General features: G+C 70.0%; 23 protein-coding genes. 13 read left to right on the top strand and 10 right to left on the bottom strand.

Annotation, left to right across the window (positions count from 1 at the left end; translation table 11 throughout):
* The coding region (locus SAHL_RS11305) for an AI-2E family transporter (RefSeq protein ID WP_123591524.1) at window positions 1–418 on the top strand (418 nt) is incomplete at its 5' end.
* A gap of 313 nt (window positions 419–731) precedes the next feature.
* Window positions 732–1,055, top strand: coding sequence for a YecR family lipoprotein (gene yecR, locus SAHL_RS18410; RefSeq protein ID WP_123591525.1), 324 nt, complete (start codon window positions 732–734; stop codon window positions 1,053–1,055).
* A 131-nt stretch (window positions 1,056–1,186) separates the two neighbouring features.
* Here the strand turns inward: yecR and SAHL_RS11315 are convergent, their stop codons facing one another.
* Window positions 1,187–1,672, bottom strand: a complete 486-nt coding sequence (locus SAHL_RS11315; protein WP_123591526.1) for a metallophosphoesterase family protein — start codon at window positions 1,670–1,672, stop codon at window positions 1,187–1,189.
* A gap of 93 nt (window positions 1,673–1,765) precedes the next feature.
* Here SAHL_RS11315 and SAHL_RS11320 point away from each other — a divergent pair, with 93 nt between their 5' ends.
* A complete protein-coding gene (locus SAHL_RS11320; RefSeq protein WP_123591527.1) occupies window positions 1,766–2,497 on the top strand; it encodes a ParA family protein in 732 nt (243 codons plus the stop codon).
* Here the strand turns inward: SAHL_RS11320 and SAHL_RS11325 are convergent.
* Window positions 2,479–3,417, bottom strand: coding sequence for a haloalkane dehalogenase (locus SAHL_RS11325; protein ID WP_123591528.1), 939 nt, complete (start codon window positions 3,415–3,417; stop codon window positions 2,479–2,481). The two genes, SAHL_RS11320 and SAHL_RS11325, sit on opposite strands and share 19 nt — an antisense overlap.
* Window positions 3,418–3,675: 258 nt before the next feature.
* Between SAHL_RS11325 and SAHL_RS11330 the strand changes: the two genes are divergently transcribed.
* Complete coding sequence (locus SAHL_RS11330; protein ID WP_245968499.1) at window positions 3,676–4,077, top strand: DUF3015 family protein; 402 nt, start codon at window positions 3,676–3,678, stop codon at window positions 4,075–4,077.
* A 51-nt stretch (window positions 4,078–4,128) separates the two neighbouring features.
* Window positions 4,129–5,142 (top strand): superoxide dismutase family protein, encoded by a 1,014-nt coding sequence (locus SAHL_RS11335; protein WP_123591530.1) that lies wholly within the window; start codon window positions 4,129–4,131, stop codon window positions 5,140–5,142.
* Between the two features lie 81 nt (window positions 5,143–5,223).
* Here SAHL_RS11335 and SAHL_RS11340 read toward each other — a convergent pair whose 3' ends face one another.
* Window positions 5,224–5,976: an NYN domain-containing protein gene (locus SAHL_RS11340; RefSeq protein WP_123591531.1), complete on the bottom strand. Its 753-nt coding sequence runs from the start codon at window positions 5,974–5,976 to the stop codon at window positions 5,224–5,226.
* 352 nt (window positions 5,977–6,328) lie between these two features.
* Here SAHL_RS11340 and SAHL_RS11345 point away from each other — a divergent pair, with 352 nt between their 5' ends.
* Window positions 6,329–6,808 (top strand): DUF2147 domain-containing protein, encoded by a 480-nt coding sequence (locus SAHL_RS11345; protein ID WP_123591532.1) that lies wholly within the window; start codon window positions 6,329–6,331, stop codon window positions 6,806–6,808.
* 39 nt (window positions 6,809–6,847) lie between these two features.
* Here the strand turns inward: SAHL_RS11345 and msrB are convergent, their stop codons facing one another.
* Window positions 6,848–7,369: a peptide-methionine (R)-S-oxide reductase MsrB gene (msrB, locus tag SAHL_RS11350; protein WP_123591550.1), complete on the bottom strand. Its 522-nt coding sequence runs from the start codon at window positions 7,367–7,369 to the stop codon at window positions 6,848–6,850.
* Between the two features lie 156 nt (window positions 7,370–7,525).
* Between msrB and SAHL_RS11355 the strand changes: the two genes are divergently transcribed.
* From SAHL_RS11355 to SAHL_RS11375, 5 genes are read left to right on the top strand one after another with little or no spacing between them, the layout of a single operon-like run.
* Window positions 7,526–8,332, top strand: a complete 807-nt coding sequence (locus SAHL_RS11355; RefSeq protein ID WP_123591533.1) for a phytanoyl-CoA dioxygenase family protein — start codon at window positions 7,526–7,528, stop codon at window positions 8,330–8,332.
* Window positions 8,325–8,732, top strand: coding sequence for a DUF4174 domain-containing protein (locus tag SAHL_RS11360; RefSeq protein ID WP_123591534.1), 408 nt, complete (start codon window positions 8,325–8,327; stop codon window positions 8,730–8,732). The genes SAHL_RS11355 and SAHL_RS11360 overlap by 8 nt, the downstream gene beginning before the upstream one ends.
* Window positions 8,729–9,112: a DUF2237 family protein gene (locus tag SAHL_RS11365; RefSeq protein WP_123591535.1), complete on the top strand. Its 384-nt coding sequence runs from the start codon at window positions 8,729–8,731 to the stop codon at window positions 9,110–9,112. The genes SAHL_RS11360 and SAHL_RS11365 overlap by 4 nt, the downstream gene beginning before the upstream one ends.
* Before the next feature lie 23 nt (window positions 9,113–9,135).
* Entirely contained in the window at window positions 9,136–10,539 is a 1,404-nt protein-coding gene (locus SAHL_RS11370) for a WS/DGAT/MGAT family O-acyltransferase (protein ID WP_123591536.1), read from the top strand.
* A complete protein-coding gene (locus tag SAHL_RS11375) occupies window positions 10,539–10,850 on the top strand; it encodes a hypothetical protein (protein WP_123591537.1) in 312 nt (103 codons plus the stop codon). Before SAHL_RS11370 ends, SAHL_RS11375 begins: the two co-directional genes overlap by 1 nt.
* Before the next feature lie 316 nt (window positions 10,851–11,166).
* Here the strand turns inward: SAHL_RS11375 and SAHL_RS11380 are convergent, their stop codons facing one another.
* Entirely contained in the window at window positions 11,167–12,354 is a 1,188-nt protein-coding gene (locus SAHL_RS11380) for a YbfB/YjiJ family MFS transporter (protein WP_123591538.1), read from the bottom strand.
* A complete protein-coding gene (locus SAHL_RS11385; RefSeq protein WP_123591539.1) occupies window positions 12,351–13,517 on the bottom strand; it encodes a YbfB/YjiJ family MFS transporter in 1,167 nt (388 codons plus the stop codon). The genes SAHL_RS11380 and SAHL_RS11385 overlap by 4 nt, the downstream gene beginning before the upstream one ends.
* A gap of 80 nt (window positions 13,518–13,597) precedes the next feature.
* On the opposite strand from SAHL_RS11385, the gene SAHL_RS11390 reads away from it, so the two are divergent.
* Window positions 13,598–14,299: an MOSC domain-containing protein gene (locus tag SAHL_RS11390; protein WP_123591540.1), complete on the top strand. Its 702-nt coding sequence runs from the start codon at window positions 13,598–13,600 to the stop codon at window positions 14,297–14,299.
* Between the two features lie 863 nt (window positions 14,300–15,162).
* Here the strand turns inward: SAHL_RS11390 and glpQ are convergent.
* The 4 genes from glpQ to SAHL_RS11410 form a co-directional block, all read right to left on the bottom strand.
* On the bottom strand, window positions 15,163–16,299 hold the full coding sequence (glpQ, locus tag SAHL_RS11395; RefSeq protein WP_245968500.1) for a glycerophosphodiester phosphodiesterase: 1,137 nt from the start codon (window positions 16,297–16,299) through the stop codon (window positions 15,163–15,165).
* A gap of 84 nt (window positions 16,300–16,383) precedes the next feature.
* Window positions 16,384–17,274, bottom strand: a complete 891-nt coding sequence (gene tesB, locus SAHL_RS11400) for an acyl-CoA thioesterase II (protein ID WP_123591541.1) — start codon at window positions 17,272–17,274, stop codon at window positions 16,384–16,386.
* Window positions 17,275–17,348: 74 nt separating this feature from the next.
* Window positions 17,349–17,822 carry a PaaI family thioesterase gene (locus SAHL_RS11405; protein WP_123591542.1) on the bottom strand — a complete coding sequence of 158 codons (474 nt, stop codon included), beginning with the start codon at window positions 17,820–17,822 and terminating at the stop codon, window positions 17,349–17,351.
* Window positions 17,819–18,277, bottom strand: a complete 459-nt coding sequence (locus tag SAHL_RS11410) for a PaaI family thioesterase (RefSeq protein ID WP_123591543.1) — start codon at window positions 18,275–18,277, stop codon at window positions 17,819–17,821. The genes SAHL_RS11405 and SAHL_RS11410 overlap by 4 nt, the downstream gene beginning before the upstream one ends.
* Window positions 18,278–18,586: 309 nt before the next feature.
* Here SAHL_RS11410 and SAHL_RS11415 point away from each other — a divergent pair, with 309 nt between their 5' ends.
* A complete protein-coding gene (locus SAHL_RS11415; RefSeq protein ID WP_123591544.1) occupies window positions 18,587–19,174 on the top strand; it encodes an LON peptidase substrate-binding domain-containing protein in 588 nt (195 codons plus the stop codon).
* Window positions 19,175–19,208: the final 34 nt, after the last annotated feature.

The raw sequence follows: 19,208 nt of genomic DNA on the forward strand, positions 1-19,208 counted from the left end.
CGGCCTGCCGAACCCGGTGTTGATCGGCGTCGGCGCCTTCCTGCTGAACTTCGTGCCCTATGTCGGCGCGCTCGTGGGCGCGATGGCCACGGCGGCCATCACGCTGCTCACGTTCGACTGGTACGGCTGGGCCATGATCGCCGGCGGCACCTATGTGCTGATCAACTCGATCGAGGGCCAGCTCGTCACGCCGTATTTCGTGGGCCGGAGCCTGCGACTGAACACCGTGGTGGTCTTTCTGGCCGTGTCGTTCTGGGCCTGGCTGTGGTCGATCGTGGGCATGGTCGTCGCCCTGCCGCTGCTGGTGGCGATCAAGACCATCTGCGACCACGTCGACGGACTGGGCAATGTCAGCACTTTCCTGTCGGAGCGACACGCCGAAGACCGCCCGAACAATGGCAGCGATACCGAACCATAACCGGCGCCGGGCTTAATCGGCATGGTTTGCAAGCCGTCCGACTGGTCCGTCTGCCGCACATCGGCATGGGCTCCATGTCCTTTGCCGGACTTTAAGCTGCACAAGCCAGACGGCCACGATGACACTCGCTTTGTTAACAGTTCGGCCGAAGAACGGTTGGCGGCGAGAGCCCCAATTCATAATGCTGCGATCCAGTACTTAATACAGATACTCTCGCGAGGCTTTAGCACAGCGGGCATCAGCCGATACGGGTTGAGACGTGATGCCACAGACATCACGCAAGATTCGTCTAGCTAAAGAATTGGGGGATCAAATGAGGCTTTATACGCTTTGCGTTCTAATCGCAGTCTGCGCGATTTCAGCAGGTTGCGCTTCAACCAAAACACTTCAGGCGACAGGCGGAAGCCGCTCTGATGGCGTGGTGGAGATGTCATACACGCACGGCATGTTCGAACAACCTCAGCCAGAATGGGACGAAGCTGCGCGAACTGCGGCCGACCGCTGCCAAGCTTGGGGCTATCGTAACGCCGAGCAATTCGGCGGCACACTCAGCCGATGCCAGGCACCGACTGATATGGGTTGTTCTCGCACACTCGTAACCGCTAAGTACCAGTGCACGGGCGACGATAACTGGTGATTTGCACCTACATGCCAGGCCGCTAGCAAATCGGCCTTTAGGTTGACTTAATCACTCCAGATTGCGTTTTACTTGACAGAGGTTCAGGCGGCCGACCTTTGATCAGCAATCTTACAATTTATCCTGCGCCGCTAGCGCCGCCGCGGCTGCGGCTCGAAGACCCGCGGCACCGGCTGCCAGTCGTCGCCGTCGACGAACAGTTCGATGCCGCCGGGTCCGCCGTAGGCGCGGCTGCGTCCGGCCGCACCGGGATTGAGGAGCCACGGCGCGGTGTCGGTGTCGAGCACGCGGCGGTGGCTGTGGCCGCATACGATCGCACGGGCCTCGGGGAAAGCGCGTCTCAGCCGGTCGTGGCGGCTGCGGGCCGGCCACTGGTGGCCGTGGATGACGACCAGCTCGCCGCCGGGCAGCGCCCGCCGCGCGGATTCCGGCCAGGGCGCGTCGTCCGGATCGTTGTTGCCGGTGACGATGAGCACGTCGTCGCACAGGCCGGCCAGTTCGTCGGCGATGCCGGCGCCCACGTCGCCGGCGTGCACGAGCACGTCCGCGCCGCGGGCGAGATCCGCCACGCGCGGGTCGAGGACGCCGTGAGTATCGGCCAGTAGCATGATGCGCATCGCGCGAGCCTAACCGATGCCCGGCCGCGGTCAACGCACATGCGTCACGCGGTTGCTATATTTCTGTCATAAACCGGCCGTATCATCGAGCGCATGAAAACCTGGGCGATCTACAGTCTGAAGGGCGGCGTGGGCAAGACCGCGGCCGCGGTCAACCTGGCCTGCGAGGCCGCGCTCGACGGCCGGCATGTGCTGTTGTGGGATCTGGACCCACAGGGCGCGGCGAGCTGGTATCTGGGCGTGGACGACCCGCCGGAGATGTCGGCCAAGCGCATCGTCTCCGGCAAGGCGCCGCTGGGCCGCTATGTGCAGCACACCGATCAGGAGCGGCTGGACGTGCTGCCGGGCGATCGCGGCTACCGCCACTGGGATGCGCAGATCCACGCCGCCAAGCAGCCGCGCAAGGTCATCGAGGCGCTGATCGAGCCGTTCTCGGAAAGCTATTCGCTGATGATCCTCGACTGCCCGCCGGGGATCGGCTCGCTGGCCACCGCGGTGCTGCGCGCCGCCGATCGCGTGCTGGTGCCGGTGGTGCCCACACCGCTGTCGCTGCGCGCTCTGGACGAGGTGCTGGAGCACGTGGAGGACAAGAAGGTCGGCAAGACGCGTGTGCTGCCGTTCTTCTCGATGGCCGACCGCCGCCGGCGCATGCACCGGGAGATGATCGAGGCGCCGCCGGACACGCTGAAGAAGGCGCCCGAGACGTTCATCGACTACAGCACGCACGTGGAACAGATGGGCGTGCACCGGGCGCCGGTACGCCGCTTCTCACCGCGCAGCCGGGCGGCCGCGCAGTACCGCGCGCTCTATCGCGAACTGCGCTGATCGCCGGCCGGCGGCGGCCGGCGGGCGTCGCCGCGCATCTGCTCGATCATGAAGCGGGCGATCGCCGCGCCCTGATCCTCCTGCAGGAAATGCCGCGCACCGCGGATCGTGGTGTGCGCCGCCTCGGCCGCACCGGGTATCCGCCGGCGTAGCGCGCGCTCGGCCCCGCGGGTGATCGGATCGCCGTCAGCGAAGCAGGTATGCACGGGCTTGTCGAAGCCGGCCAGCGCCTCCCAGGCGGCGCGGTTGGGCGCGCTCGCCGGGTCGTCCGGCGTGACCGGCACCAGCCGCGGAAAGGCGCGGATGCCGGCCATGTAGCGGGCATCCGGAAACGGCGCCGCGTAGGCGGCGCGTTCGTCGGCGCTCAGCCAGCGGCGGCTGCCGGCCTGGACCAGGGCGCCCACCGGAAACACCGGGCTGTAGCGGGCGAACGCGCGCCACAGCCGGAACAGGAGCGGCAGGCGCGCGTCGCCGGTGGGCAGAAAGCCGTTGCCCACGAACACGCGTGCGAACGCCGACGGATGCTCGGCGACCAGGCGCAGGCCGATGAGCGAACCCCAGTCCTGGCAGAACAGGCGCACGTCGGTCAGCGCGAGCTGCTCGAACCAGGACCAGGCCCAGTCGACGTGGCGCTGATAGCTGTAGTCCGCGATCGCGGCCGGCTTGTCGGAACGGCCGCAGCCGATGAAATCCGGCGCGAGCACGCGATGCCCGGCGGCCACCAGCGGCTCGATCATGTGTCGATAGAGATACGACCAGGTCGGCTCGCCGTGCAGCAGCACCACCGGTGCGGCCCGGCGCGGGCCGACGTCCACATAGTGCATCCGCAGGCCGTCGACCTCGACGTAGTGCGGCGCGTACGCATACCCCGGCAGGCGCGCGAAGCGCTCCTCGGGCGTACGCAGCACCGCCGTGCTCACGATCGCCCCCGGCGGCCGGCGCCTCGAAACGCACGCCCGATCCCCTCGGGCCCCACTGCAGCACTCATGGTCGTCCCCCAACCTGTGCCGGCGATCGTCGGTCCGCGGTCGTGCGCGCGGATCCGGCGTGCGCCGGAAGCCGTCCCCGCGTCGAGACTAGCGCCGCGCACGCCAAAACCCAAGCGCGGAATACGTTTGTACTCCGCCGCCCGCGGCGCTAGCGTAGGATGCAGTCATCCAAACAACCACGACTCAATCGTGCGCACACGTTCCCTGATCCCGCTTTTCGGCCTTGCCGGGGCTCTGGCCCTGTCCGGCTGCTCGGCGGTCACCAGCACCACCAACACCGCGGCGGATGTCACCGAGAGTGCCGTCCACGGCCTGTCGGCCTCCAGCCGCCAGTCCACCGACGCCTCGGTGACGGAGCCCGACACGCCGCGTCATCGCCAGACCGTGGCCTTCGTCGACACCCAGCGCCCGCAGCTCGCGCGTGAAGCCGCCCGGGGCGGCGGCGAGCATGTCGACGCGCTGGCCGGCCTGCTGGGCGAGTCGGACCACGCCGCCTTCGGGCGTTGGCTCCAGGCCCACTACGACCACATCTTCACGGGCAGCGGCGACGCCGAGGCCGTCGTCGCCCGCCTTGCCGCGCGTCGGGGCTAGTCTCCGACGCGTTTTTTCGACCCCGTACCCGAACACCGAAGGACAACACCTATGAAACCCGTACTGACGATTTCCGCCGCGATGCTGCTGGCCATGAGCCTGACCGCCTGCGGCCAGAACGACGATGAAGACGCGGCCGCCGGCGACACCGGCTCGACCGAGGCCACGCAGTCCGACAACGCGGCCGAGGGCAGCAATCAGGACGACGGCGGCTCGACCGACGACGCCATGTCCGACGACGACGGCGGCTCGAACGGTGACACCGGCACGTCCGACAGCGCCATGAGCCAGGACAACGGCACCGCCGAGGAGGACATGCCGCGGGCCGCGGTCGCCGTACTCCACGGCACCGAGGGCAACGACGACGCCTCGGCCACCATCCGCTTCACGCCCGAGGACGGCGGCCTGGCCTACACCACCGAGGCCGAGGGTCTGGAACCCGGTGAGCACGGCTACCACATCCATCTCTACGGCGACTGCTCGGCGGCGGACGGCACCTCCGCGGGCACGCACTTCAACCTCGACGGCAGTTCCAAGAACCCGCCCGAGGACATCGACCGGATCACCGGCGATCTGGGCAACCTCGACGTGGGCGACGACGGCACCGCCGAGCACGACGGCATGATCGAGGGCGCCTCGCTGACCGGCGCCAAGGCCATCATCGGTCGCGGCATCATCATCCACGAGAAGGCCAACGATCCGGACCAGCCGCCGATCGGCGCGGCCGGCAGCCGTCAGGCCTGCGGCGTGATCGGCATCGCCGATCCGGAAGCCGACAGCGGTTCGGACGACAGCGGCTCGAGCTCGGCTGACGACAGCGAGAATCAGTCCGGCAGCGGCTCCGATTCGGGGTCGTCGATGAACGGTGACTCGGACTCCGACTCGTCGATGAGCGGCTCGGGATCGGGTTCGGGCTCGGGCTCCGACTCGTCGATGAGCGACGATTCGGATTCGGGCTCGAGCTCGGGCGGCGACTCGAATGCCGGCGGCAACGGCGGTGATTCGGGCTCGGACATGGACGACGCCTCCGACGACGATCAGGAGGACGACAGCGGCTCCATGTAATACCGCCCGTCGCCGCTGCGCGTCAGCGACAGCCCGGCCGGGCGACCGCGCCGGGCTTTTTCGTGCCCGGCGCCTGGCGGTTCAGACCACGGCGACCTTGTAGTTGCCGCGCGACTCGTCGTACTCGAGCGTGATCTGCTCGTGCTCTTCGGCGGCCCGGAGCAGATCGGTGAAGCTCTTGAAGCCGTAGTAGCTCTCGTTGAAGCTCGGGTAGACCCGCTTGATGGTCTGCTTGACCAGCGAGCCCCAGACCGGGTCGTAGTCCGACTCCAGCGAGGACACGATCTCGAGGAGTTTCTCGCGCGCCTCGGCGCCCTTGTCCTGCTTCTGGCCGGCCTCGGCCTTGCGCTTGCGCGCCCGGCCGGACTTCTGCACCAGATCGTCGTAGTAGATGAACTCGTCGCAGTTGGCCACCAGCAGGTCCGAGGTCGAGGACTTCACCCCGCAGCCGATCACGCGCTTGTTGTTCTCCTTGAGCTTGGAGACCAGCGGCGAGAAATCCGAGTCGCCGGAGACCAGCACGAAGGTGTCGATATGGTCCTTGGCGTAGCACAGGTCCAGCGCGTCCACGACCATGCGTATGTCGGCGCTGTTCTTGCCCGAGATGCGCGTCTGCGGGATGTCGATCATCTCGATGCCCATCGCGTGGAAGGACTTCATCTGGCCGCGGTACTGGCTCCAGTCGCAGTAGGCGCGCTTGAACACCAGCCGCCCCTTCTCGAGCACGCGCTTGTGGATGAGGCCCATGTCGAAATCGCCGCCGGGCACGTCCTTGACGCCCAGGGCCAGATTCTCGAAATCGATGAATACCGCGATCAGCGCTTCGCCAGCCATGCTGTTCCTGCGGGGCGCGGGCACAGAGCCGCGCGCTGGAGTTGACGCGGCACAGTCTAGGCCCTGTCGCGGTTTCGTGCGACCGGCACCCGGCCAATGCGCCTCCGATGGGCGATCCGCCCTGCCCATGGCTGACGTGCCGGGGGTGGCGGTCCGGCCGTGCGGCGACGCCGCCGCAATGGCGAGACGGCCGGTACGTGCCGGCGGCGGGACGCTGACCGGCCCGGGCTTTGGCGGCGCCGCGGCGGGGCGGACGTCGGCGATACCGCCCCCAGGGGCTGTTCAGGGCGTTCAGGCGCGGTTAGGCCGCCGCTTCACATGCTAGGTTGACGCTTTCGCGAGGAGTTTCGTCATGAAAACAAGACTGTCGATCGCCGCCCTGTCGCTGCTTCTGACCGCACCGGCCTTCGCCCAGCAGCAGGCGTCGGATGTCGCCGGCGTCTGGGAGACGGCCAGCGGCGGCTATGTCCAGCTCTATGAGGACAACGGCGAGTGGAAGGGCACGATCGTCGGCTCCAAGTCCGGCGAGGCGCGCACCGACGAGAACAATCCGGACGAGTCCAAGCGCGACCGGCGCCTGCTCGGCATCACCATCCTCGAAGGCCTGGAGTACGTCGGCGAAGGCGAATTCGAGAACGGCGAGATCTACGACCCGAACAACGGCAAGACCTACAAGGCCAAGGCGACCCAGACCGGGCCGGACACGCTGGACGCCCGCGGCTACATCGGCATCAGCCTGGTCGGCAAGACCCAGACCTGGCACCGCGTGCCGCCGGATACCGAGAACGTCCACCAGGATCTGCTGCACGAATCCATCACCGGCGGCGAATAGCACAACGCATCCGCCACCGGCCGACAGCCGGGCCGCGAGTCAGCCGGCCGTGTCCTCGGCCGGCTCGAAGCGCAGCGCGACGCCGTTGTTGCAGTAGCGCTTGCCGGTCGGCTGCGGGCCGTCGTTGAAGACGTGCCCCTGGTGGCCACCGCAGCGGGCGCAGTGGTATTCCTTGCGCGGCATCAGCAGCTTGTAGTCGGTCTTGAAGCCGAGATGGCCGTCGATGTAGCGATAGAAGCTCGGCCAGCCGGTGCCGGAGTCGAATTTCCACTCGCTGTCGAACAGCGCCAGGCCACAGCCGGCGCAGACGAACCGGCCCTCGGCCGTGACCTCGTTGAGTTCGCTGGAACCGGGCGCCTCCGTGCCCTCGTTGCGGAGCACGTCATAGGCTTCCGGGGAGAGTTGTTCACGCCATTCGGCCTCGCTCTTCTCCACCGTGCCCACCTCCGGATTCGCACCTTGATCGGACGCCCCGGATTCGCTGTCGGCCAGGGCCAGCCGCGACAGCGGATAGGCCGCCACCACACCGAGAAAGGCGCCGAGGAGCGTGCGTCGTTTCATGTCGCTCACCGCTTGGATGGAATGCTGGGGACTATACGAAGCGTATCGGCGTCGAGATGCCTGAACGCACCGGAGCGCTGCGCCGGCGGCCGCCGCGCAACCACGGACCCGCGCCACGCGTAGCGGGACCCGGATGCCGAGTCTACAATCGAGCCCATGAGCGTGCCCGCCGACAGTCTGCCCCAGCCCCAGCTGACGCCCGCCCAGCGTCAGGTCTTCGCCGAGGACGGCTTCCTGATCATGCGCCAGCTGGCCAGCGTCGAACGCATCGCGGCCCTGCGCTCGCTGGCGCTGGCACACGCCGATCGCCGTGTCGTGCCCATCGAATACGAGGCCGACGTGGCCTATCCGGGGGCACCGGCCAGCCGCGAGGCCGAGGGCGGCGACACCCCGCGGCGCCTGCTGCAGGCCCACGACCGCGATCCGCTGCTCGCGGACTGGACCACCGATGCCCGGCTGACCGCGATCGTCGCCCAGCTGCTGGATTCCGAGCGCGTCTGGCTGTCACGCAACCACCACAACTGCGTGATGACCAAGCATCCGCGCTTTTCCACCGCGACCGCCTGGCACCGGGATCTGCGCTACTGGGCCTTCGAAACGCCGCGGCTGGTCAACGCCTGGCTGGCGCTCGGCGACGAGCGGCCCGACAACGGCGGCATGCGCCTGCTGCCGGGCACCCATCGGATGCGCTTCGACGCCGACGCCATGGACGCGGACCAGTTCCTGCGCGAGGACGTGCCCCGCAACCGCGAACTCATCGCGAGCGCGGTGGAGGCCACCCTCGATCCCGGCGACGTGCTGTTGTTCGATGCCGGCACCCTGCACGCCGCCGGCGCCAACGCCACCGACGAACTCAAGCTCTCGGTGGTGACCACCTACTACGGCGCGGACAACGCCCCGGTGCCCGGCACCCGCTCGGCGCAGCGTCCGCCCATGATCGCACGCGAGCCCGACCATGCGTAACGCCCTGTTCCTTGCTCTGTTCGCCGCACTCGGCGTGGGCACCCCCGCCACCGCGGCCACGCTCGACCACCTGCGCTGGGATTTCCGCGTGATCGTGGTGTTCACCCCGACCGATACCCGCGGCCAGGAGATACGCGACAATCTGGCCGCCGAGGAGGGCATGCGCATCCGCGATATCGCCTGGTTCGTGGTCACACCCGAACGCACCCACTCCAATCTCGACATTCGGGAACGCCAGCCCCTGCTGGACCTGCACGAGGCCATGGGTTTCGAGGCCGTGCTGATCGGCAAGGACGGCTCGGTCAAGGCGCGCCAGAGCGAGAGCCTCGATGTCAGCGCCTTGTTCGAGCGGATCGACCAGATGCCCATGCGCCGCAACGAAATGCGTGAACGCCAATGACCCAGACCGAAAACCCCGCCCGCAACGTCCTCGGCGAACCGCTGGCCGGCTGCTGCGATGCGCCCGTCACCGGCTTCTTCCGCGACGGCTTCTGTCGCACCGGGCCGGCCGACGCCGGCCGCCACGTCGTCTGCGCGGTGATGACCCGAGAGTTTCTCGACTACACCGCCGCACGTGGCAACGATCTCTCCACGCCGCGGCCGGAGTTCGACTTCCCCGGCCTCGAGGCGGGCGATCGCTGGTGTCTGTGCGCCGCCCGTTGGGGCGAGGCGCTGGCCGAGGGCGTCGCACCCCGGGTCGCGCTCACCGCCACCGACGCCGCCGCGCTGGAGATACTCGACCTGGCCGATCTCAAGGCCCACGCCATCGACCTGTCCTGACCGGGGGCGCCACGGGAGCCCGCATGCGGCTGCTCAATCCGATCGACCAGATCTTTCTGCGGCTGGAGCGCCGCAACCAGCCCATGCACGTCGGCGGGCTGCAGCTGTTCGAGCGGCCGGCCGACGCCGGCCCGCACTACGTGCGCGACCGCGTGGCGGCGATGCGCGCGCACTGCGACGTCCAGCCGCCGTTCGACCGGCGCCTGAAGTACCGCTTCGGCCAGCCGTTCTGGGTGGACGACGAAGGCTTCGATCTGGAGTACCACGTGCGTCACCTGGCGCTGCCGGCACCGGGCGAGATCCGCGAACTGCTGGCGCTGGTGTCGATGCTGCACGGCGCGCTGCTGGATCGCTCGCGGCCGATGTGGGAGGTCTATGTGATCGAGGGCATCAGCGGCAACCGCTTCGCCATCTACAGCAAGTTCCACCACGCCCTCATGGACGGCGTGAGCGCCATGCGCGTGATGCGGCGCTCACTGACCGACCACCCAGACCCGGATGCGCTGCGCGTGCCCTGGCAGCTCCCACGACCCGCCAGCGCCACCGGTCGCACGCCGCTGACCGACACCTGGAAGACGCTGCGCGCGACCACGCGTCAGACGCTGGCGCTGCCCGGCGCTGCGCGCGAGGTCGTGCGCGCCTGGCACGACGCCCGCGACGATCCGGCCTTCACCCGCATCAATCAGGCGCCGGCGACCATCCTCAACCGCCGGGTGTCCGGCTCGCGGCGCTTTGCGGCCCAGTCCTACGACCTCGCGCGCATCAAGCGGCTGGCGCGCTGCCACCGGGCCACGGTCAACGACATCGTCATGGCGATGTGCGCCAGCGCGCTGCGCCGCTACCTGCAGGACAACGACGCCCTGCCGGAGGCGCCGCTGGTGGCGATGGTGCCGGTGGCCCTGCACGACGGCGCGGACGAGGCCGGCAACCGCGTGGCCATGATCTTCGCCAGCCTGGCCACGGACGTCGCCGATCCGGTCGCGCGGCTGGCCGCGATCCGGGCCTCGGTGGACCACTGGAAGCGCCGCTACCGCGGCATGTCGCCGGAACAGATCATGGCGTTCGTCGCCGCCCTGTCGGCGCCGGCCGGGCTGAACCTGCTCACCGGCATCGCACCGCGCCGGCAGTCGTTCAACGTGGTGATCTCCAACGTCCCGGGGCCGGACGAGACGCTGTACTGCGGCGACGCCGAGATGACCGGCATGTATCCGGTCTCCATCGTGCTCGACGGTCAGGCGCTCAACATCACCATCACCAGCTATCGCGAGGCGCTGGAGTTCGGCCTGATCGCCTGCCGCCGCTCGCTGCCGAGCATGCAGCACCTGCTGGCCCATCTCGCCGCCGCGCTGGACGAGCTGGAACCCGACAAGGATACCGGGCACCGCGCCGCCAGCGGCCGCGAGGGCGTGGCGGCCGACGGCGGCTGATGACGGACGGCTGCGCCCTGTGCGGCCGACGTGGCGTGCGCACCACGCGCCATCATCTGATTCCGCGCCGCACGCACCGGCTCAAGCGCATCCGCCGGCGTTTCGAGCGCGCGGATCGGCTGGGGCGCATCCTGCACATCTGCCGGCCCTGCCACAGCCACATCCACGCCGTGCTCGGGGAAAAAGAGCTCGCCGAGGTCTACAACACCCGCGAGGCCCTGCTTTCGCATCCGGAGATCGCCGACTTCGTGGCCTGGATCGGCGACAAGCCGGCCGGCTTCCGGCCGCGCATCCGGCGGCCGAAGCGCTAGGGTCTGTTGGCGTTTCGTACGCGTCCGCGCCAAGCGCTTCCTGAAAAATTGACTATGGGCGGCAAGACGAGGCGTAGTGCGTACCGTGCAGCCATTCTGCTCCAGCGTGCTGCAACGCTGGATTGCCGTCGTGTCGTTGATTTTCCGGGCGCTCGTCCCGAAGGGTTGGGCCGCCCATAAAAACCACTAGAGGCACCCGGCGGCGTTGCGAGCCTGGGTCGTGGCACGCCCAGAGCCGGCGGCTCGCGCCGTGCCGGACACGATCCGCGGTCGGACACAGAGCGCTGTAGGAAACGTCAACAGACCCAGCGCGGCCTCAGTCGCCGCGCTGCAGCGCCAGCGCCGCGATCACACAGGCGCTGCCGGCGACCAGCAGCAGCGCGCCGGCGGCGATGGTGTCGAGATAGCTGCCGGCAGCAGCGTACAAGCGCGACATGCCGAAGCCGCCGATCGTCTGAGTCAGCGCGAACGACAGCGTGGCCCAGCCCCAGATCTGCTGGCGGCGCGCCGCGGGCGAGAGCTCGACCACGACCCCGGCGGTCAGGGTGATGATGGCGGGCACCATCGCCCCGACCAGGAGCGAGGACACCCCCAGCGCCGGCGCGGCCGAGGAGACCAGCGGCAGCGCAGTGGCCGCGGTCATGGCCGCGAAGGCGATTACCAGCGCGCGGCGAAAGCCCAGCCGCGCCGCGGCCAGCCCCGCCAGCCCCGGGCCGATCACCCCGCCCACGCCCAGCACCAGCCAGTAGCCGTTGCCGACCGCCAGCCCGCGACCCAGTTCGCGGGCGATATAGTCCACCCAGTACAGCGAATGCGGCACATAGCCGGCCGAAGTCAGCCCGTAGGCGGTCACGATCAGACCGATCGCCAGCCACGGCACCGGGCCCGCGGCGTCTTCTTCCACGGTCGCCGGCGCGGCCCGCCCGCGCGGCAGATGGCGCCAGACGCGGTGCCAGCTCCAGGCCCCCAGCACCGCGGCCACCAGCCCGACCGCGGCCCAGGTCGCGCCGATGCCGGCGTCCGCCAGCAGCGGCACCAGCAGACTGGCCGTGATCGTGCCCACGCCCATGCCCGTGAACACCGCCGCCGAGGCCGCCGGGCGGCGCGCAACCGGCATCCGCGCCATCACCGCGGGCGTGACCACGATCGTCAGCGTGGCCGCGGCCCAGCCGGCCACGAGCCGCCAGAGGCCGTACCAGAGCATGCCGGCGGGAAGCGCGCAGGCGAACAGACTCACTGTCAGCAGCGCCAGCGCGCCGCCGATCACCCGCCGCGGGCCGAGGGCGCGGGCCAGGCGGTCCGCGCTGGCCGCCCCGAACAGATAGCCCAGCAGATTGATCGCGCCGAGTTCGGCCGTCTGTTCGGCGCTGAACCAGCCGGCGGAGACCAGCGACGGGATCAGCGGCGTGAACGCATAGCGGCCGAGACCGATGCCCAGCAGCAGCGCGACCGCCCCGGCGAGCGCCAGCCGGCGCTGCTCGGCCGGTCCGGCCGCCGCGCTCACGGCGTGGACCGGATCGCCGCCGCGGCCGCGCTCAGCGTGGCGAGCACGAGCGCGACGCAGGCCAGGCCGAACAACGGCAGATAGCCGCCGAGGCGTTCATAGCCCCAGGACATGCCGTAGGCCCCGACCGCCTGGGCCAGCGCGAAGCCCAGCGTCGCCCAGCCCCAGAACTGCTGCTGGCGCGCGGCCGGCGTGAGCGCGGCGATCGAGCCGGAGGTCAGCGTCACCGTGCCGGGAATCAGCAGCCCGACCAGAAACGACGACAGGCCCAGCGCCGCCATGCTCGTCGAGATCAGGGGCAGCGCGACCGCGAACGCCTTGATCGCCAGCGCCAGGGTGAGCGCCGGCCGGAAACCCAGGCGCGCCGCGAGCCAGCCCGCGGCCACCGGGCCGCACATCGCACCCAGGCCGAGCACGACCCAGTAGCCGCTGCCGGCGGCCAGGCCCTGGCCGAGCTCGCGGGCGATGTAGTCCACCCAGAACAGCGTGTGCGGCACGAAGCCGACCGCATCCAGCCCGTAGGCCGCGATCACCAGCAGGATCGCGGTCAACGGCAGGGCCGCGGCGGCGCGCTCGTCGGCCGCGGGCTCCGGCAGCGCGGCCAGATCGCGCCAGGCCGCGGTCCAGCTCCACAGCGCCAGCACCGCAGAAACCACGGCCAGCGCCAGCCAGGCCGCGGCCACGCCGAAGTCCGCCAGCCAGGGCACGAGCGTGCCGCTGGCGGCCACCCCCAAGCCGATGCCCGTGAATACCAACGCACCGGTACGGGCGCGTTCGCCCGGGGCCACCCGCGACAGGGCGGCCGGCGCGCCCACCACCACGAGCACGGCCCCGCTGACGCCGCAGGCCAGCCGCCAGAAGCCGTACCAGTACACGCCCCAGTCGAGCGCGCAGGCGAGCAGGCTCGCCACGGTCACCGCCAGTGCTGCGGCCAGCACCGCGCGCACGCCGAACACCAGCGTGGCCCGATGGGCGATGGCCGCGCCGACGAGATAGCCCAGCAGATTGATCGCGCCGAGATAGGCCGCGGCATGGGCCGAGAACCAGCCGGCCTCGACCAGCGCCGGGATCAGCGGCGTGTAGGCGAAACGGGCCATGCCGATGCCGAGCAGCGTGGCCACGCCGCCCGCCAGACCCAGTCGCGTGGCGGACCCGTCGCTCATGGTTGCCCCTTACAGCAAAAAACAGCCGCGAGTGTGCCACGGCCCGCGCCGCGACGCCCGATGCCTGCTACGATCGCGCCATGGACACGCCCGATCCCGCCCGCGACCTCGCCACGACCGTGGACGCCGTGTTCGTCGGCGCCCTAGGCCGACTCGCCAACGACGGCGGCCCGAGCGCGATCGACAAGCGCGCGGTCGACGACGCGCGCTGGCTCGACGCCGACGGCGTGGCCGGCGACGCCCAGGCCAATCGCGTCCACCACGGCGGCCCGGAGCGGGCCCTCAACCACTATCCGGCCGAGCACTACGACGCCTGGCGGGCGCGCTATCCCGGCTACGACGACGCCTTCGTGCCCGGCGCGCTGGGCGAGAACATCAGCACCCGCGGGTTCACCGAGGCCGACGTCTGCGTGGGCGACGTGTTCACGCTCGGGGAGGCCACGATGCAGATCGCCCAGCCGCGCCAGCCCTGCTGGAAACCCGGCACCCGCATCGGCATCGCCGGACTGGCGCGCGCAATCGCCGCCGAGGGCCGCGCCGGCTGGCTCTATCGGGTGCTCGAACCGGGTCACATCCGCGCCGGCGACCGCCTGACGCGCATCGAGCGCGCCGCCCACGGCATCACCCTGGCCGAACTCTGGGCGCTGCAGGGCACCCGCCACCCGGACACCGAACAGCGACGCCGTCTGCTCACACTCGCCGAGCAGCCCAGCCTCGCCCCGGAATGGCGCAAGCGCCTGGCCAACCGCGCCCGCCAGGCCGCCGAGCGCGATCGCGGCTGACGGCGGCCCCGTCTCGACCCGGGCCCACCGGCCGCACGGTTCCCGGGCCCGACCGCCGCCGCGCACCGGCGGCTCGAACATGGGGGCCGTGATCGCCCGGGCGGGAACAGACTCGCTGCCGAACAAACCCGTGCCGCTCGGCCGGCGCCGTCGCCGTCCGCGCGGGCCAGACCGTATTCAGCACGACCCGTACCCATTGATCCGACTCGCACCGTCCGTACCGGAAGCCGTTTCTACGCGTGATCGGTGGCCGAACGCCGCGGGACATCGCGACAGACGCCAGCGGCAATGCGGGATGGCCGGACAACGGCGCTGGCGCTTGGGCTTCCAGCGGAAATCGCGTCCCACGGCGTGGTACAGCCCGACTCGAGTACCCAACAAGCGGCGCCCCGCTGCGCCTCTCCACTCCCCGCCGGAAGCGGTGGGCGGGTACCGACGGGCCGCGGACCAAAGGCGCAAATGGCGAAGGCCGCTCGGTGTGCCGCGGGACACACGACCGGCGCCGGATCAGTACATTTCGGCGTGCCCGGCGTCGTGGCCGGGCGAGCGCCGGGCAGACGCGATCGAGAGACCTCGCACCTGTTGATGGTTCGTCCGCGTCCGAGCCGAGCGCTGTCTTGCGGCAAGAAGAGGCGTGATGCGCGCCGTGCGATCACTCTTCACAAGCGGGCTACGACGGTGGATCGCCGCACCCGGTCAATGTCACGGACGCTTGTCCCTTCCGGCTGGGCCGCCCCTTAATTTCCGTGGGCACCCCGCGGCGTTGCGAGCCCGGGCGTGGCGCACCCAGAGTCGGCGGTGTGCGCCTCGCCGGAGACGATCTGCAGTCTTCAAGATGGCGCTCGTACGGAACCCAATGAACGCTAGTCGCGCGGATACAGCCGCGGGCGATCGTCGGGACGCAGGACCTCGACCGCGATATCGGCGAAGTCGGTGAACAGGCCGTCGACGCCGTACTCGAAGTAATAACGGCGCAACTCGTCCTCGAGCCGCGCGTCGCCGGCCGGCAGCTGGTCGGCGCGGAACGTGTAAGGGTGCACCTTCAGCCCGCGCTCGTGGGCGAGCGTGACGAGCGCGCCGTCGGTGGCGGCGATGCGGGTCTTGTCCGGGCCGATGCCGTCGGCGTAGGTCGCGATCGCGTCAAGGCCGTCGGGCGTGACCATGGCGTCGTAGGCCTCGCCGTCGCCGATGAGCTGGATCATGGGCAGATCCGAGCCCAACGCGTGGCGCATCTCGCGCAGGTTGTCGAACCCGAAGCTCTGGATATAGACGCGGGCGTCGCGGCCGGTGTAGCCGTGGTCGGCCAGCATCTCGAGCAGCGCGGCCTCCAGCGGCAGCTGCTCGTCGTCGTGAAAGACCGGGGCCTTGGTCTCGGGATAGATGCCGACCGCACGCCCGGTCTGGCGATTGAGCGCGGCCACCATCTCGATGAGAGCCGCGAGGGTGGGCACCTGGAAACCGCGGGCGTCGGCGGAAAAGCGCCCGGGAAACACGCGCGAGCCGTCGGCGCCGGTGCGCTCGGTCGCGCTGAGCTGGCGGATCTCGGCGAGGGTGAAGTCGGCGGCGTACCAGCGGCCGTCGTCGCGGGCGCGATCCGGGAAGACCCGTTCGACGTCGGTGGTGGATTCCAGATGGATGTCGTGCAGGCAGATGAGCTGCGCGTCGGCGGTCATCACCACGTCCGGCTCGATATAGTCGGCGCCGAGCGCGTAGGCCATGGCGTAGGCGGGCAGCGTGTGCTCGGGCAGATAGCCCGAGGCGCCGCGGTGGGCGATCACGATCCGCTCCCGGCTCATGTCGTGGCCTCGTGCCTGGCGCCGGGCGTGATCACGGCCACGCGGCCGGAGGGCGCGGTCGGCGTGATCCGAAGCCCGTTCATCGACGCGCTCGTCCGGCGGGCCGCCCATGGCCGCGGGCGCCGCGGCCGGGCCGATCAGCGCGGCACAGACGACCCGCACGAACCGGTCGATGCGCCGGCGGTCGCGGCGGAATGCGGCCATCTCGGCCCTCGATCGAGGCGCAACCCTGACTCTCGAGTCTGGCGGGCCCGGATGACGGTGACATGACGACCATCGCTCGCGGGCTCAGCGCGGCTGCTCGCGCTGGCGGATCAGCCCTTCCTGCACGACCGAGGCCACGAGCTCGCCGGCGCGGTTGAAGATCAGGCCGCGGGCCAGGCCACGCGCGTCCTGGGCGCCGGGGCTGTCCATGGAATAGAGCAGCCAGTCGTCGACCGCGAATTCGCGATGGAACCACAGCGCGTGGTCGATGCTGGCCATCTGCATGCCCGGGCTGAAGAAGGAGACGCCGTGCGGGAACAGCGACGTGGCCAGCAGGTTGAAGTCGCTGGCGTAGGTCAGCACCGCACGGTGCAGGGCCTGATCGTCGGGCAGGGGCGCCTTGGCGCGCAGCCAGACGTGCTGCTCGGCCTCGCGCTTGTCCGGGTCCAGCATGTTCCAGGGCCGCACCGGGCGCATATCGATGGCGACCTCGCGCCCGACCGCCTCCCGCAGCGACTCCGGCACCCGGTCGAGCGCATCCACCCAGGCGTGGCGCAGTTCGTCGTGGCTGGCCAGATCCTCGGGGTCGGCCACGTCGGGCATGCTCATCTGGTGGGTGTAGCCGGACTCCTCGACATGAAATGAGGCGAGCATGGAAAAGATCGGCCGGCCGTGCTGGATCGCCTGCACCCGCCGGGTGGCGAAGCTGCGGCCGTCGCGGATGTTGTCCACCTCGTAGACGATGGCCGCGCCCATGTCGCCCGGACGCAGGAAATAGCCGTGCATGGAGTGCGCGAGAAAGGCCGGGTCGACGGTGCGCGTGGCCGCGACCATGGCCTGGCCGGCGACCTGGCCGCCGAACACGCTCTTGCCGCCGAGATCCCGCGAGCTGCCGCGGAACAGGCGTTGTTCGAGCGCTTCCAGGTCGAGCTGATCGAGCAGATCCTGGACCAGATGATGACCCTCGCTGGGCATGGCGTACCCCCGCCGAAACCGGCAAAAACCACGATTCTAATCGATCGCGGCGATCGCGAGCGCGGGCACCGCGTTCAGTCGCCGGGTACGGGCGTCGTATCGTCATCGTCGAACGCCCGCAGCAGGAAATCGGCCCGGGCGAAGGCCACCGGCGTATCCCGCGACTGCTGCCAGCATTCGGCCTGCACCTGCGCCAGACGACGCCCGGAGCGGATCAGCCGGCAGTCGGCGATGCAGTCGTGCGGGCCGGCCGAGCGCCAGTAGTCGATCGCGAAATCGATCGCGTAGGGCAGCCGCGGCTGGGCCTCGGCGATGAGCACGTCCAGCTGCATCGCCAGTTCCAGGAAGCCGGCGACGGTGCCGCCGTGCAGCGCCGGCTTGCGGGCGTTGCCGATGAGTTCATCGCGATAGGGCATGCGATAGCGGCGGGACTCGCCGTCGTGCTCCACGCCGATGCCGAGGTAGCCGGCATAGGGAATGGCCGCGATCAGGCGCGCGTAGTCGGCGGCGGCGACCGCCGCCCGGACGCGCTCGCCGCGGGCACTCATGCCAGCACCGAGCGGCCGGTGCGCATGAACGCGGCGGTGCAGCGGGCGGTCGGGCGCTCGCGATCGCCCTGGTGCAGCGTGGCCTCGGCAAAGGCCACGCACTGGGTGACGTGATAGCAGCGGGCCTCGATCTCCAGCGCCCGGCCGGCGACCGCGGGCCGCAGATAGTCCATGCGCAGATCGATGGTGGCCACCGACTCCAGCCCCGGGATGGCCAGGAACACGGCCAGCCCGCAGGTCGAATCGGCCGCGGTGGTGCCGATCGCGGTGTGCCATAGCCCGGCCTCCGGATCGCCGAGAAACTCCGCCCGGTAGGCCAGCGTGGTGCGAATGCGCTCGCCGGCGACATCCGCCACCTGCAGGCCGATCGCCTGGTTGTGCGGAATCATGCGGTTGAAACGCCCGGCGATGGTCTCGCGGACCGCCGGGTCGCGCTTGTCGATGTCCTCGCCCATGGCCGGTGAGCCTAGCCGCTGCCCGCGCCCCTGTCACGGTCCGCAACGCGACAACGCCCCAGCACGTAGAATGGCCGGAGAGTCCCCGGCGACGGCAGACGCCGTCGCCGGGGCCACGCATCGCCATCATCCTGTTTCACGTGGTTCTCGTGCCCTCGGCGAAGCAAGCAGCGGTCGGATGCGCGGCGCGCCGTTCGCCGGCCCGGGGTCGAGCGGCAGAACGCTGCAGGTGGCCGCTTTTCGCCCCGAGGCCCGCTCTGGCGATACGACACAAGATGCAATGAGGTCACCGAGCCGATCGGCACCGTTATGGATCATTCCGAATATCCCCTGTTTCCCCTGTCCACCGTGGTCTTTCCCGGCGGCATCATGTCGCTGCGCATCTTCGAACCGCGTTATCTGGACATGGTCGCCCGGTGCATGAAGACGGGCACGGGGTTCGGCGTGTGCGCCGCGCAGCCGGCCGCCGAGGGCGCATTCAGCGCGCCGCACGCCGTGGGCACGCGGGTCGACATCGTCGATTTCGACCGCCTGGACGACGGCCAGCTGGGCATCACGGTCGAAGGCCGCCGCCGCTTCGAGCTGACCGCCTCGCGCCAGGCGGAGGACGGCCTGTGGTGGGGCGAGATCGCGTTCATCGACGAGTCCGCCGATGCCGCCTGCCCGATCGAGTTCACGGCACTCAAGCAGATCGCCGCGGCGCTCATCGAGGAAGTCGGCCTGCCCTACGACAAGCAGGGCAGCGACTACGACTCGGCCAGCTGGCTGTCCGCCCGGCTCACCGAACTGCTGCCCTTCGACGCCGCCACCAAGCACGACCTGCTGGCCACCGACGATCCGCTGGAACGGCTGCGGCGCATCCGACCGATGGTCGAGATCGAGAACGCCCGGAGCTGAAACGCTGTCGCCGGGGACCCGGCTGCGATAGCAT

The sequence above is a fragment of the Salinisphaera orenii subsp. halophila YIM 95161 genome, assembly GCF_003732545.1.
Taxonomy (GTDB): Bacteria; Pseudomonadota; Gammaproteobacteria; order Nevskiales; family Salinisphaeraceae; genus Salinisphaera; species Salinisphaera orenii_A.

What these genes read in the sequence shown, in the direction of transcription:
- yecR (WP_123591525.1), top strand. Translation starts at nt 732, where the DNA reads ATGAGGCTTTATACGCTTTGCGTTCTAATCGCAGTCTGCGCGATTTCA.
- SAHL_RS11335 (WP_123591530.1), top strand. Translation starts at nt 4,129, where the DNA reads ATGAAACCCGTACTGACGATTTCCGCCGCGATGCTGCTGGCCATGAGC.
- msrB (WP_123591550.1), bottom strand. Translation starts at nt 7,369, where the DNA reads ATGAAACGACGCACGCTCCTCGGCGCCTTTCTCGGTGTGGTGGCGGCC.
- SAHL_RS11415 (WP_123591544.1), top strand. Translation starts at nt 18,587, where the DNA reads ATGGATCATTCCGAATATCCCCTGTTTCCCCTGTCCACCGTGGTCTTT.
- SAHL_RS11385 (WP_123591539.1), bottom strand. Translation starts at nt 13,517, where the DNA reads ATGAGCGACGGGTCCGCCACGCGACTGGGTCTGGCGGGCGGCGTGGCC.
- SAHL_RS11315 (WP_123591526.1), bottom strand. Translation starts at nt 1,672, where the DNA reads ATGCGCATCATGCTACTGGCCGATACTCACGGCGTCCTCGACCCGCGC.
- SAHL_RS11405 (WP_123591542.1), bottom strand. Translation starts at nt 17,822, where the DNA reads ATGAGTGCCCGCGGCGAGCGCGTCCGGGCGGCGGTCGCCGCCGCCGAC.
- glpQ (WP_245968500.1), bottom strand. Translation starts at nt 16,299, where the DNA reads ATGGCCGCATTCCGCCGCGACCGCCGGCGCATCGACCGGTTCGTGCGG.
- SAHL_RS11390 (WP_123591540.1), top strand. Translation starts at nt 13,598, where the DNA reads ATGGACACGCCCGATCCCGCCCGCGACCTCGCCACGACCGTGGACGCC.
- SAHL_RS11375 (WP_123591537.1), top strand. Translation starts at nt 10,539, where the DNA reads ATGACGGACGGCTGCGCCCTGTGCGGCCGACGTGGCGTGCGCACCACG.
- SAHL_RS11320 (WP_123591527.1), top strand. Translation starts at nt 1,766, where the DNA reads ATGAAAACCTGGGCGATCTACAGTCTGAAGGGCGGCGTGGGCAAGACC.
- SAHL_RS11340 (WP_123591531.1), bottom strand. Translation starts at nt 5,976, where the DNA reads ATGGCTGGCGAAGCGCTGATCGCGGTATTCATCGATTTCGAGAATCTG.
- SAHL_RS11365 (WP_123591535.1), top strand. Translation starts at nt 8,729, where the DNA reads ATGACCCAGACCGAAAACCCCGCCCGCAACGTCCTCGGCGAACCGCTG.
- SAHL_RS11360 (WP_123591534.1), top strand. Translation starts at nt 8,325, where the DNA reads ATGCGTAACGCCCTGTTCCTTGCTCTGTTCGCCGCACTCGGCGTGGGC.
- SAHL_RS11355 (WP_123591533.1), top strand. Translation starts at nt 7,526, where the DNA reads ATGAGCGTGCCCGCCGACAGTCTGCCCCAGCCCCAGCTGACGCCCGCC.
- SAHL_RS11345 (WP_123591532.1), top strand. Translation starts at nt 6,329, where the DNA reads ATGAAAACAAGACTGTCGATCGCCGCCCTGTCGCTGCTTCTGACCGCA.
- SAHL_RS11410 (WP_123591543.1), bottom strand. Translation starts at nt 18,277, where the DNA reads ATGGGCGAGGACATCGACAAGCGCGACCCGGCGGTCCGCGAGACCATC.
- tesB (WP_123591541.1), bottom strand. Translation starts at nt 17,274, where the DNA reads ATGCCCAGCGAGGGTCATCATCTGGTCCAGGATCTGCTCGATCAGCTC.
- SAHL_RS11370 (WP_123591536.1), top strand. Translation starts at nt 9,136, where the DNA reads ATGCGGCTGCTCAATCCGATCGACCAGATCTTTCTGCGGCTGGAGCGC.